This window comes from Streptomyces sp. SID3343 (assembly GCF_009865215.1).
In the GTDB taxonomy this organism is placed as follows: Bacteria; Actinomycetota; Actinomycetes; order Streptomycetales; family Streptomycetaceae; genus Embleya.
In genome coordinates, this window is the sequence record NZ_WWJX01000567.1 from 1 (window position 1) to 12,987 (window position 12,987).

At 71.8% G+C, this 12,987-nt stretch carries 10 protein-coding genes and 1 pseudogene; 7 read left to right on the forward strand and 4 right to left on the reverse strand.

Annotation, left to right across the window (positions count from 1 at the left end):
• Positions 1 to 238 precede the first annotated feature (238 nt).
• Positions 239 to 985, reverse strand: coding sequence for a TIGR03089 family protein (locus GT354_RS17520; RefSeq protein ID WP_161357239.1), 747 nt, complete (start codon positions 983 to 985; stop codon positions 239 to 241).
• A 126-nt stretch (positions 986 to 1,111) separates the two neighbouring features.
• Here GT354_RS17520 and GT354_RS17525 point away from each other — a divergent pair, with 126 nt between their 5' ends.
• On the forward strand, positions 1,112 to 2,302 hold the full coding sequence (locus tag GT354_RS17525) for a peptidoglycan recognition protein (protein ID WP_161357240.1): 1,191 nt from the start codon (positions 1,112 to 1,114) through the stop codon (positions 2,300 to 2,302).
• A gap of 45 nt (positions 2,303 to 2,347) precedes the next feature.
• Here GT354_RS17525 and GT354_RS17530 read toward each other — a convergent pair whose 3' ends face one another.
• Positions 2,348 to 3,487 carry a glycosyltransferase family 4 protein gene (locus GT354_RS17530; protein ID WP_202511993.1) on the reverse strand — a complete coding sequence of 380 codons (1,140 nt, stop codon included), beginning with the start codon at positions 3,485 to 3,487 and terminating at the stop codon, positions 2,348 to 2,350.
• Between the two features lie 82 nt (positions 3,488 to 3,569).
• Here GT354_RS17530 and GT354_RS17535 point away from each other — a divergent pair, with 82 nt between their 5' ends.
• Together GT354_RS17535 and GT354_RS54085 are read left to right on the forward strand one after the other, a co-directional pair.
• A complete protein-coding gene (locus GT354_RS17535) occupies positions 3,570 to 4,511 on the forward strand; it encodes a DNA-3-methyladenine glycosylase 2 family protein (protein ID WP_237535080.1) in 942 nt (313 codons plus the stop codon).
• 96 nt (positions 4,512 to 4,607) lie between these two features.
• Positions 4,608 to 5,051, forward strand: a pseudogene (locus tag GT354_RS54085) (SRPBCC family protein); the annotation flags it as partial.
• Positions 5,052 to 5,500: 449 nt separating this feature from the next.
• Here GT354_RS54085 and GT354_RS17545 read toward each other — a convergent pair.
• Together GT354_RS17545 and cofD are read right to left on the reverse strand one after the other, a co-directional pair.
• Positions 5,501 to 6,835: a coenzyme F420-0:L-glutamate ligase gene (locus GT354_RS17545; RefSeq protein WP_161357242.1), complete on the reverse strand. Its 1,335-nt coding sequence runs from the start codon at positions 6,833 to 6,835 to the stop codon at positions 5,501 to 5,503.
• Entirely contained in the window at positions 6,835 to 7,797 is a 963-nt protein-coding gene (gene cofD, locus GT354_RS17550) for a 2-phospho-L-lactate transferase (RefSeq protein WP_161357243.1), read from the reverse strand. The genes GT354_RS17545 and cofD overlap by 1 nt, the downstream gene beginning before the upstream one ends.
• 111 nt (positions 7,798 to 7,908) lie before the next feature.
• Here cofD and GT354_RS17555 point away from each other — a divergent pair, with 111 nt between their 5' ends.
• From GT354_RS17555 to GT354_RS17570, 4 genes are all read left to right on the forward strand, one after another.
• Positions 7,909 to 8,937 carry an NAD-dependent epimerase/dehydratase family protein gene (locus tag GT354_RS17555; protein ID WP_161357244.1) on the forward strand — a complete coding sequence of 343 codons (1,029 nt, stop codon included), beginning with the start codon at positions 7,909 to 7,911 and terminating at the stop codon, positions 8,935 to 8,937.
• A 335-nt stretch (positions 8,938 to 9,272) separates the two neighbouring features.
• Complete coding sequence (locus GT354_RS17560; RefSeq protein WP_346012065.1) at positions 9,273 to 10,895, forward strand: LCP family protein; 1,623 nt, start codon at positions 9,273 to 9,275, stop codon at positions 10,893 to 10,895.
• A gap of 78 nt (positions 10,896 to 10,973) precedes the next feature.
• Positions 10,974 to 12,575: an LCP family protein gene (locus tag GT354_RS17565; protein ID WP_161357245.1), complete on the forward strand. Its 1,602-nt coding sequence runs from the start codon at positions 10,974 to 10,976 to the stop codon at positions 12,573 to 12,575.
• 223 nt (positions 12,576 to 12,798) lie between these two features.
• Positions 12,799 to 12,987: hypothetical protein (locus GT354_RS17570; RefSeq protein WP_161357246.1), on the forward strand; the 189-nt coding region annotated here is incomplete at its 3' end.

The following is a 12,987-nucleotide window of genomic DNA, read 5'->3' on the forward strand; positions in this document are numbered from 1 at the left end:
CGGCCCGGACGGGAGGCCCGAACCGGCGGCGGGCTCGGGGCCGCGGCCGGGCGCGAGGTCGGGGCTGGGCCTGGGGCCGGGGTCGGGTCTCGGTTCGGGTGTGTCATCGGACCGGTACAGGTGATCCCACGAGTCCATGAACGCCTTTGCCTCCCCGCCTGCTGAGGGACCGCCGGCCCCGATGCCATCACAGGCGGTCGGGGCCACGAAAGCGCAGCACGACCCGTCTTGTCATGGTCTAGTCGGCGGAACGGGTGACGACCCTGGTGACGCGCTCGGCCGCGATTCTGTGCTCCAGGGCGGATTCATCCAGGTGACGGCACAGGACGACGGGGACGGACGCGGCAAGCGGCGCGAGCAGGCCCGCCCGCAATCCACCCGTTCGGGCGAACGTCAACGACGACAGCACACGATCCCCCGCGGTCAGCCCCCACTCCTTCGCGGCGGCTTCGCCCTCGTCGGCCACCTCGGCGGCGGTCAGCGTACGGCCGGCCACTTCCAGGGCGGGGTCGGCCGCGCCCGGGGCGGTGTCCGGGACGAACCGGTCGCCGTGCCCGGCCACTTCGGCCGCGTAGTCCACGAACCCCGCCGGCGCGGTGGGAAAGCGCCCACCCATCGGCCGCAGCGCGAGCGCGATCCGTTCGCCCGGGCACGTGCGCGCGAGGTCGAGCGTGTCGGGCCCCGACACCACGAGGTCGGCCTCGGCGGGGTCCCCGTCGAACGTCGCGACCAGGCCGAGCGACCACGCCGCGAGCAGCCACACCTGGGTCTGCCAGTGCGCCGGAAGCAGCAGGCACACCCGGTCGCCGGGCTGCGCGTCGAAGTCGTCGCGCAACAGGTTCGCGGTCTTGGCGACCCAGTTGTCGAAGGTCGCGACCGACAGTTCGACCCGCTCGCCGGTCGCGTCGTCGTAGAACGTGGTGAAGGGCCGCGCGGAGTCGGCGGCGAGCGCGGAACGCAACTGGTCGACCGGGGTACTGGGCATGCCGATCACCCTATCGAGACCACGAATCGATGGGTCGAATGGGTGTATTTATCGCATTTAGCACGCAGAGGCACCGGGGGAGGGCAGCTGTAAGGGTTCGTTGACCCGGACGACGAGGGGCCCCTGATGAACACCACCCACCCGTTCTCGATCGCCGTCGTCGGCAGGATCGCGGTCTCCATCGCGGTCGCCGTACCGATGGCGCTCGCCGGCCTCGAAGTCGCGCCACCCGCGCACGCCGACGAGTCGCCCCCCGCCCTCGGCTCCACCGTGACCGTGCCGCTGACCGGCGTCGAGACCGAACCCGCCGTCGAAGCCGCCGCGCCGCACGCGGGTCGCACCGCCGTACTGACCACCGAACGCGCCACCGCCGCCTACTCCTTGCTCGGGGTCACGTGGGCCGACCCCGGCGCCGGCGCGCGAGTCGCGGTACACGTGCGGACCCGTACCGCCGGCGTGTGGAGCCGGTGGCACGAACTGCACGCCGACGGGGAATCGCTCGGCCGCGGCCGGCAGTCCGAACGCGAGGGCACCGAGCCGTTCTGGGCGGGCGGCTCCGACGGCGTGCAGGTGCGGGTGGGCGTGCTGATCGGCGACACGCCCCGGGATCTGCGGCTCGAACTGATCGACCCGGGCGCGTCCGCCGTCGATCACCGGCCGCCGACGCCGCCGAAACCGAATCCGCCGAGCGGCCCCGGTCGCGACGTCCGGGGCCGAGCCGCCCGACCGGCCATCGTCGCGCGCAAGGACTGGGGCGCCGACGAAAGCATCCGCGACAAGAGCTTCAAGTACACCTCCACGATCAAGGCCGTGTTCGTCCACCACACCGCCGACGGCAACGACTTCGCGTGCGCCGACTCGGCCAAGGTGGTGCGCGCGATCTACCGCTACCACGTCGTCACCAACGGCTGGGCCGACATCGGCTACAACTTCCTCGTCGACAAGTGCGGCACGATCTTCGAAGGCCGCGCCGGCGGCGTCGACAAGGCGGTCCTGGGCGCCCACACCCTCGGCTTCAACACCAACTCCACGGGCGTCGCCGCACTCGGCACCTACACCACCACCAAACCCCAGGCGCCGGTGCTGACCGCGATCGAGAAGGTGATCGCGTGGAAGCTCGGACTCCACGGTCGCAACCCCCGCGGCAAGGTCACGCTGACCTCCTCCGACAGCGGCAGCCGCTACGCCAAGGGCAGCACCCACGCGTTCGACGTGATCTCCGGACACCGCGACGCGTTCAACACCGAATGCCCGGGCCAGGCCCTGTACGACAAGCTCCCCGAGATCCGTGCCGCGGTCGCCCGCTCCGGCGGATGACCACAGGCGACCCGAACCAGCGGCCCGCAGGGGGCCTGAAGAGCGTCAGGCCCCCTTGCCGACCATTGCCGCCAGCCGCTCGACCAACGGCTCCACGACCGCCTGCGGGACGAACCGCTCCCGGGCGAGCTCGACCGCCGCCGCCCGCAGCCGGGCGACCTCGGCCGGGTGCTGCGCCAGCCGGCGCACCACGTCGGCCAGCGCGTCGGCGTCGCCCGCCGGCACGAACAACCCGGCCGCGCCCAGCAGCCGCCGCTGCGGCGCGGTGTCCGACGTGAGCACCGCGCACCCGGCCGCCGCCCCCTGGAACACCTTGTTCGGGACCAACCGCAACGCCTTCGCGCCGGTGCCGAACACGCCCAGGCACACATCGTGCTCCGCGACCAGGCCCGGCAACTCGGCCTCCGGCACCCACGTGCGCCAGTTCACCCGCGGCGCGTCGGAACCGAGCAGATCCCGCGTCCGCTGCGCCTGGAGACCGCGGCCGATCATGGTCACCGTGATCGGGTAGCCCTCCAGCTGCCGCAACGCGGCCCCGATCACCGGCGCGCCCTGGACCGGCGAGTACATCCCGAACGAGATCACCCGCAGATCCTCGCCACGCCGAAACCCCGGCTCGCCCGGCGCCTGTGGTCCGCCCACCGCGCGCCCCGCGTCGAACCACACGGGCGCGGCCCCGATCGGCACCACCACCGCGCGCTCGCGGTCCCGGGGCGCCAGTACCCGCCGATGCTCCTCGGTGTCCACCAGCACGAGCCGCGCGGTGGTGATCGCGGCCTGCTCGACCCGGTCCACCTTGCGCAGATCCACCTGCGCGGCCCGACCCAGCCGATCGGCGACGTCGTCCACGCTCTCCAGGTGGTCGAGCACGAGCGGCGTGTCGGGGAAGAGGCGCCGCGCGACTCGGATGTCGAGCCGGCCCTGGTAGCCGACGATCACCACGTCGGGGCGCGGCGCCCGGCGCGCCTTGGCGACCAACTCCGCGAGGCAACGCGCGTGCCGCAGTCGCTGCCGCGGAATGCCGGGATGCGCGGAAGGCGGCGGGACCATGGGCCCCGCGTCCATGTGGCCGAGAGGGACGTTACAGGTCACCACTTCGATCCCGTGGCGCCGCAAGCCCTCGACGAGTATCCCCACCCGGGGGTGGACGGTCGTGTCATACGTGCCGAACACCATCACCCGCATAGCTGAAGTGTGCTCTGCGCACATCGGGGCAAAACCGGGAAGGTACGGTGGCGGTCCGAATCCGGATCGCGAGGAGACCCCGTTGGACGGCAGTGAGGTCCGCGGTGTGGTCCACCGGGTGTGGCGTCCGGGGTTCGTGTTGGATCTCCACCTGACCGCAGGCCAACTGCGGCGCGGCCACAGCGACCCGACCTATCGGGTGGGCACCGACGGCTCCGTGTGGCGCAGTTCGCGCACCCCCGCCGGGCCGTGCACGCTGCGCCTGCTCGCCCGCCGGGGGACCGGCGAGATCGAGGCGAGCGCGTGGGGCCCGGGCGCCGAGTGGCAACTCGACGCCGTCCCCGAACTGCTCGGCGCCGGTGACGCACCGGCCGAATTCGTCGCCGCCCACCCGCTGGTCCGCGACGCCGAGCGCCGCTTCGCGGGCCTGCGGATGCCGCGCACCACGCTCGTACTGGCCGCGCTCGTACCCTCGATCCTGGAACAGAAGGTCACCACGATCGAGGCGCGTCGCGCCTTTCGGCTGCTCTTGGAGAAGTACGGCGAGCCCGCCCCCGGGCCGGCCCCGGCGGGCCTGCGCGTCGTACCGAACGCGCGCACGTGGGCGCTGATCCCGTCCTGGGAATGGGCCAAGGCCGGTGTGGACGCGCGCCGTTCGCGCACGGTGATGGAGGCGACCCGGGTCGCGGGTCGGCTGGAGGCGACCTCGGGCGTTGCGCACCCGGAGGCCGCGCGGCTGCTGCGGTTGGTGCCCGGGATCGGGGTGTGGACGGCGGCCGAGACCATGCAGCGCTCACACGGGGATCCGGACGCGCTGTCGGTCGGCGACCTGCACCTGCCCAAGACGATCGGCTTCGCGCTCGCCGGCAAGGCGGTCGACGACGCCGGGATGCTCGAACTCCTGGCGTGCTACGCGGGCCATCGACACCGCGCGGCACTGCTCATTCGGATGTCGGGAGTACCCGTGCCGCGCCGCGCGCCACGCTTCGCGCCTCGAACGCACCTTGCCCGACAGGGGTTCTGAACCCGAGCGGGTTTGTCGTACCAGGTGTCGGGCAGCCGCAGGACACGGCCGGAAAACGGTCGCACCACCGACACCGAGAACGAGGAGGAAGTGCTCGTGACCACCGTCCAGCACTCGATCGACGTGGACGTGCCGGTCCGCACCGCGTACAACCAATGGACCCAGTTCCGCGAGTTCCCGCACTTCATGAGCGGCGTGGAACGCATCGACCAGGTAGACGCGACCCGTACCCACTGGGTCACCAAGATCGCCGGTGTCACGCGCGAGTTCGACGCCGAGACCACCGAACAACGCCCCGACGAGCGGATCGCCTGGAAGACCGTCGGGGGTCCGCACCAGGCCGGCGTGGTCACCTTCCATCGGCTCGACGACGCGCACACCAGGGTCATGCTCCAGATGGAGTTCGCCCCGGAGGGCGTGGTCGAGACCGTCGGCGACAAGCTCGGTTTCGTCCGCGGCCGCACCAAGGGCGACCTCGAACACTTCAAGGTGTTCGTGGAAAAGCGCGGGCACGAGACCGGCGCGTGGCGCGGCGAGGTCGACCCTCCGGGCGGCAACGGCTCGGCCGATCTGCCGCAGGTGCCGCCGCCGCCCTACGACAGCCCCGGCATGTCGCCCACTCCCGGACGTACCGGGGCGCCGGGCGGCGGTCACATCCCGCCGCCGCGGCCGCAGGGTCCGCCGACTCTCGGCGGTCCCGCGGGCGGGAGTTACTGACACGGTGTGAAGCCCCCGGACATCGGTCGGACACCGATTGCCCGACGGGTCGTGACCACGGGACCACGGGGAGTTCGTGAACCGTCGAGTTCGCGAGCTCGTCAGGCCGCAGGTCCCTGATCGCGGGTCGCGACGCCGGGAACGGTGTGGGTCCGCCGAGTCCGGGCCGGCAGCACCGTGAGCGTGCCCCGAAGGGCAGAGGGTGGGATCCGCTTCGGCGGGTCCCACCCTCTGTCGTCTCGTCTCGTGTCGGGTCGTGGCTTCGGGGTGTCTCAGCGCAGCACGATCACGTCGTCCGCCGTGCGGGCCGGCCGCTCGCGCGGCGGCTGCGCGGGGTGACCCACCGCGACCGCGCCCATCGGGTCCCACTCGGCGGGCAGCGCGAGCGAGGCGCGGACGACGTCACGACAAAACATCGTCGACGACACCCACGCCGACCCCAGGCCCTCGGCGGTGAGGGCGATCAGCAGGTTTTGTACGGCCGCGCCGGCCGAGACGGTGAACATCTCGCGCTCGGCGCCGGCCCGGGTGGCGTCGGGATACGCGTGCGAGCCGGTGGTGACCAGGCACGGCACCACCAGATACGGCGCGGCGCGCAGGATGTCGCCCCGGGCGACTCGCCGCGCGATGCTTTCCGGCGTCATGCCGTCGGCCCGCAGGTCGGCGATCCACGCGTCGCGCATCGCGTCGAGCAGCGCGGTCCGCGCGGGCGCGCTCTCGACCAGGACGAACCGCCACGGCACGGTGTGGTGCGGGGCCGGCGCGGTGATCGCGGCGCCGACCGCACGGCGGACCGCTTCGGCGTCCACCGGTTCGGCCGTGAACGCGCGCACCGTGCGCCGCGCGGTGATCGCGCCGCGGGCGCCCTCGGCCGCCGCCTCCGCGGTGCCGAGCCGAAACATGTCGTCCTCGGCGCCGCGCACCAGGGTGCGCACGCCCTCGCCGTCGTGCTCGGTCACCAGGTGCGCGAGCCCGCGCACGATCGCGACCGGGACCGCGCCCGCCTTGCCTTTGACCAGTTCGGCGGCCCCCGCGAGTTCGTCCACCGTCGCGGTGACCGTCACGGCGAGTTCGTTGCCGTGGGTGTCGGCCCGGCCTCGGTGGTCGTCGAGCGCGTCCAGGCCCGCGACGCCGATCGCGACGTCGGTGAGGCCGGTGCGCCAGGGCCGGCCGAACGTGTCCGACACGACGATGCCCACGCGGACGCCGACGCGCTCGTACAGCGCCGCGCGCAGTCCGCGCGCGGACGCGTCCGAGTCCTCCGGGAGCAGCAGCAGCGTGCCCGGTTCGGTGTTGGACGCGTCGACGCCGGCGGCGGCCATCACGAAGCCGTGTCGGGTCTGCACGATCCGGGTGCGGCCCTTGCGGGCGACCACGCGCACGGCCTCGGCGTCGATGACCTTCTCTCGATCGACGCCGCGCAGGAGCCGACCCTCGGCCTTGCTGAGGATCTTCGACGTCACCACGAGAACGTCACCGTCGAGCAGGCCGGGTCCGTCGGGGGCGGTCGCGGCGGTCGCGATCAGCGCGGCCAGGTCGTCGCCCTCGGCGATTTCGGGAATCCCGGTCACCCCGAGCACCGAGTAGCCGCGTGGCGGGCCCCCCATCAGCCGACCTCGTCCGCGAGCGCGAGCGCGGCGCGGGCCATCTCGGCGGTCGCGTCGACGTCGGTCATCATCAGCGGGATCGCCCGGCAGCGGATGCCCGCGGCCTCGACCTCGATCACCGCGTCGGCGTCGGTGGTGTCCACGAGCCAGCCGTCGAGCAGACCCGGGCCGTAGTGCTGCGCGACGGCGGACGCGGTGGTGCGGACGCCCACCGCCTCCAGGACCCGGTCGGCCATGCCGCGCACGGGCGCTCCGCCGACGATCGGGGAGAGCCCGATCACGGGTGCCTCGGCGGCGACGAGTGCCTCGCGGATGCCGGGGACACCCAGGATGGTGCCGATGCTGACGACCGGGTTGGACGGCGGGAACAGGATCAGGTCGGCCTCGGCGATGGCCTCCAGGACTCCGGGGGCGGGCTTGGCGGTCTCGATCCCCACCGGCACGATCGCGTGCGCGGTCGGCGCGGCGCGCAGCTTGACCCAGTACTCCTGGAAGTGGATCGCCTTGCGGCCCCCGGGCTTGTCCGGGTCGTCGACCACCACGTGGGTCTCCACGCGGTCGTCGCTCATCGGGAGGAGTCGAACGCCGGGCTGCCACCGCGCGCACAGCGCCTCGGTGACCGCGGACAGCGGATAGCCGGCCGCGAGCATCTGGGTCCGCACGATGTGGGTCGCGTAGTCGCGGTCGCCGAGCCCGAACCACGTCGGCTCGACGCCGTACGCGGCCATCTCCTCGCGAACGCTCCACGACTCGTCGCGGCGCCCCCAGCCCTGCTCCTCGTTGATGCCGTCGCCCAGCGTGTACATGACGGTGTCGAGGTCCGGGCACACCTTGAGCCCGAACAGGTGGATGTCGTCCCCGGTGTTGCCGACGACGGTGATCTCCGCTTCCGGGACGGCTGCCTGCAGACCCCGCAAGAACCGGGCCCCGCCGATGCCGCCGGCAAGTACAACGATGCGCATGGTGCCAAGTCTCGCAGGCCGGTCCGGCCCGCCCGGTGCAGGTCTTACGAACGGGTGACATCGGCGTGGGGTGGACGGCTTTCGCGGTGATCCGGGCCTAGCGTCGTGGGCATGAGAGTCCTGGTCACCGGCGGAGCCGGATTCATCGGATCGCACGTGGTGGAGAGCCTGTCGCAGGCGGGGCACGACGTGCGGGTGCTCGATCTGTCGCCGTGGCCGGGTTCCGACCCGCCCGCGCCGGTGTCGCTTCGCGGCGACGTCCGGGATCCGGACGCGGTGGATCGGGCGCTGGTCGGGGTGGACGCGGTGTGCCATCAGGCGGCGAAGGTCGGGCTCGGGCTCGATCTGGGGGACGCGCCCGACTACGTCTCGCACAACGACCTGGGGACGGCCGTGCTGCTCGCGGCGATGGGCCGGGCCGGGGTGGGTCGGCTCGTGCTCGCGAGTTCGATGGTCGTGTACGGCGAGGGGCTGGGCACGTGCGCCGAACACGGTGAGGTGGTGCCCGGGCCGCGACCGGTGCGGGCGTTGGCGGCGGGCCGGTTCGAACCGCCGTGCCCGGTGTGCGGGCAGGACGTGACGCCGGGGCGGATCACCGAGGAGGCCGCCCCCGACCCGCGCAACGTGTACGCCGCGACCAAGCTGGCCCAAGAGCACCTGGCCGCCGCGTGGGCACGCTCGACGGGCGGCGTGGCCACCGCGCTGCGCTACCACAACGTGTACGGCCCGCGAATGCCGTTGGACACCCCGTACGCGGGCGTCGCGGCCATCTTCCGCTCGGCGCTGCGGGCGGGCCGGGCCCCCAGGGTCTTCGAAGACGGCGGCCAACGCAGGGACTTCGTGCACGTTCGCGACGTGGCGACGGCGAACGTGGCCGCCTTGGGCCGCGAGGGCGAGGGCCTGCGCGCCTACAACGTCGCGACGGGCACCCCGCACACGGTCGGCGACATGGCCGCGGCCCTGGCCGCGGCCCACGCGGGTCCCGCCCCGACCGTCACCGGCGAATACCGCCTGGGCGACGTCCGGCACATCACGGCCTCGGCGGATCGGTTGGCAACCGAACTGGGTTGGCGACCGAGGATCCGCTTCGCCGCGGGGATGGCGGAATTCGCGGGCAATGTCGAGCGAGCGGGAGTCTGAGGGGCCGATCAACGGGCGCGCGAGGCCGCGGGACCGGGGTGGGCGGGGAAGCGGTGTGGGGCGGGGCGCCGAGATCGTGGGGCCGGCGGCTTCGAGGTGGTGAGACGCCCCACCTTCCCGGTCGTACATACGGGGACGCACGGTAGCGTTGTTCGCCGATGTCGGACTGCTCTGACACGGTTCATCGTGATTTCACCTTGTGACCTGCGCCACAGGGCGAATACCGCACGCAACTCGGTGTCGCATCGGCACGTCTATCAAAACGGCGACCGTCCTTCGAGCGGTTTGTCGTTCGTGATCAGCGTTGAGCGCCTTGGGAAAAGAGCACACACGACGTGAGTGACAGCGAACGGGACGGCAAGCAGGCCGAACCCGGTCGGGAGCCGAGCCCGGAAACGGTGCCCGAGGATCCGGCCCCCACCGAGATACCGACCCCGGCGACGCCCGCCGTCGCCGGGGAATCCGGCCCCACCCCGACCCCGGTCGTCCCGGCCGCGGTCGTCCCGACCGACGTGCCCGCCGACCCGGCGCCGACCGTGCCCGAGGACCTCCAAGGCTCCGTGCACCGGCGCCTTCGACGTCGACGGGTGCTCAAGCGCGTCCTGGTCGGTGTCACCGTCACCGTCGCGTTGTGCCTGGTCGCGGGTAGCGTCGTGGTCTACGTGTTGTACCGCAAGCTCGACGGCAACATCACCACCCAGGACCTGACGCAGCAGATCGGTCCGGAGCAGGAACGGCCGAAGATCGAGGCGCACGACGCCGTCAACATCGTGATGATGGGCTCGGACGACCGCAGCGGTCAGAACAAGCAGTACGGCGACATCGGCGAGGGCACCCAGCGCTCCGACACGACGATCCTGTTGCACCTCGCGGCCGATCGGAAGAGTTCGGTCGCGGTCAGCATCCCGCGCGACCTGATGGTCGACATCCCGTCGTGCACCCGCGACGACGGCAGCAAGTCCCGCCCGTATCGCGACCAGTTCAACCACGCCTTCGAGGTCGGCGGCGCGGCCTGCACGATCAAGACGATCGAACAGATGACCCAGGTGCGCGTCGACCACCACATCGTCATCGACTTCTCCGGCTTCAAGCAGATGGTCGACGCGGTGGACGGCGTCGAGGTGTGCCTGAGCGAGCCCATGCGCGACGTCGCGGCGAAGATAGACCTGCCGGCCGGTCAACAAAAGCTCGACGGCGAGCAGGCGCTCGGGTTCGTCCGGGCCCGCAAGAACGTCGACGACGGCAGCGACACCCAACGGATGACCCGACAGCAGCGTTTTCTCGCCGCGCTCGTTAAGAAGGTCAAGGTCGGCGACATGCTGACCCAGCCGTGGAAGTTGTACAACCTCCTCGACGCCGGAACCCGGTCGATCACCGCAGACCCGGGGCTGAACACGCTCGGGGAGCTGATGGACCTGGCCGACAGCATCAAGGGGATCCCGAACGACAAGGTCGCCTTCCTCACCGTGCCCCGGCAGCAGTACCGGTTGGACCGCAACCGCGACGAACTCGTCCAACCCAAGGCGAACATGCTCTTCGAAGCGATCCGCTACGACCGGGTAGCGGTCGGTGCCGCGGTCTCCGGCCGGGACGAGAACGGTTTCGAGAACAACGGCGACGTCCGGATCGAGCAGGCGGCGGTCCCGACGACGGCCCCGAGTACGAGCGCGACGCCGGGCAGGACGCTCGACGCGAACGGTGAGCGCGTGCCGAGCCCGCCGAGCACCGAGTCGGACAGCGGCGAACCGGCCACGGCCGGACCGACGACGACGTCGTCCGGTGCGCCGCAGACTTCACCGGCGACCTCGCCGGCGACGACGGGGCCCTCGGCCGACCCGACCGTACCCGCGGGCGCCTCACCCGGCGCCTCACCCGGCGCGACCGCACCCGCCGGCGACAAGGGGCCATTGGTCACCGTCTCGGGGCGTACGGCCGGACAGGACGTGTGCACGACCTGATCACAGCGACGTCGCAGTACACAGGGCCGGCGCGGCACGCGAGTCGCGCCGGCACGTGGCCGGAGGGGGCGCGGACGCATGGGCACGGACTCGGACACCGGGAAACGATCCACACCCGGCGAGCGGGGCGCGACCGGAAAGAGCACGCTGAAGAAGCGCCTCAAGTGGACGGCCATCGCCGCCGTCGGTTGCCTGGTCGTCGTGGCCGGCAGCGCGTACGGCTACATCCGGTACCTCAACGGCAGGTTGCACCACACCCAGATCACCGCGGACAAGGAGGGTCGGCCGCCGGCGGCCGACAAGGACGCGCAGGGGCGCAGCCCGCTGAACATCCTGTTGATCGGCAACGACAGCCGGATCGGCGAGGGCAGACGCTACGGTGCCGAGGGACACGCGGGCCTCGCCGACGTCGCGATCCTGATGCACGTGTCGGCGGACCGAAGCAACGCGACCCTGGTCAACGTCCCACGCGACACCATGGTGGACATCCCGCGCTGTGAGTTGGGCAGCGGCAAGGACAAGAAGGTCACCGAGGCGCGCTTCGGGATGTTCAACGACAGCTTCCGCGACATCGGCGCGCCGTGCACGGTCGCCACCGTGGATCGCATGCTGCAGGTCCGGGTCGACCACTACATAGAGGTCGACTTCAAGGGCGTTCGCGACCTGACCGAAGCGGTCGGCGGTGTCCCGATCTGCCTCGACGCGCCCATCCACGACCCGGTCCTGCGCAGCGGCGGCGGCACAGGTTTGGACCTGCCGGCCGGACCCGTCAAGCTCGGCGGCAACGACGCGCTCCAGTTCCTGCGCGCCCGGCACGCGTTCGGCGACGGCAGCGACCTCGCCCGGATCGAGGCGCAGAAGATCTTCCTGATGTCGCTCGCCCGCGAGTTGAAGAACAACGCCAAACTCTCCAACGTCGACGGCATGTTCAAGATCGCCAACAGCGCGGTGAGCGCGCTGACCGTCGACAACGACCTCGCCGGGGTGGACAAGCTGATCGACCTGGCCGACGAGATCAAGAAGGTCCCCGAGAAGCGGATGGCCTTCACCACGCTGCCGACCGAGCAGTATCGGCCGGCCCCGGACCAGGTCCAGCCGCGACGACCGGCCGCGGACGACCTGTGGGCCGCGATCCGCGCGGATCGGCCGATCACCGCACCGGACCCGAACGTCGCGCCGGCGGTCCCACCGGCCACGACGGCGCCGCCCGTGCCGCCGCGAACGCTCGCGCCGGTCGACGCCGCGAAGATCGCGCTGACGGTGGACACCGGTACCGCCAAGCGGCGGATCACCCCGGTCGTCGAGGCGCTCAAAAGGCAGGGCTACCGGGCCACTTCGGGCTCGACCATGCCCGACGGTCACGAGCACGCCAACAGCCGGATCACGTATCCCGAGAACCGACTCGACCAGGCCAGGGCCGTCGCGGTGGCCCTTGGCCTGCCCGAGACCGCGCTCGAAGTCGCCCGCGCGGGCGACACCACGATCACACTGCTGATCGGCGCGGACCTTCCGGGACCCGAGGCCGACACGGATACGGACACGGGCAAGGACAGCGACGGCGCGTCGCCGAAGAGCACGGCCGGCACGACCGCCCCGAGCACCCCGCAACCGCCCAAGGCCGCCGATCTCAACCTGGAGACGGCCGACAACACCAAGTGCGCTTCACCGCACCGGACATAGCCCCACAACAGACGGATCGGGGCGATATTGTCCTCATTCCTCCCATGTGTGGGTCAACGGATGGTCGGTATCGCGACCATGGCGAGAATTCGCCGGTTAGGGTGGCTGCTCCACACGTCGGACCGGTCGGGTTCCGCGCGCCTGGCGCCGCATCACCGGTGTCGTCATCGAGGCCGCGCGCGTCCGGCGACCGCGCAGCGGGAGCAGCCGGAGGGATCTCGGCGTGAACAGAGGCAACGACCCGCATCGTGGCGTGCCCGGGGGCAACGACCCCTTGGGTGGCATGGACGACGCGGATGTCGCGGACATGTGGGTGCTCAACCCGGATACCGGCAGCTTCGAACTGCGGGCGCCGAGCGCCGAAACGAGCGCGGACGAGCCGCACGGGTCGGTCCCGCGCAGCCGTACCGGG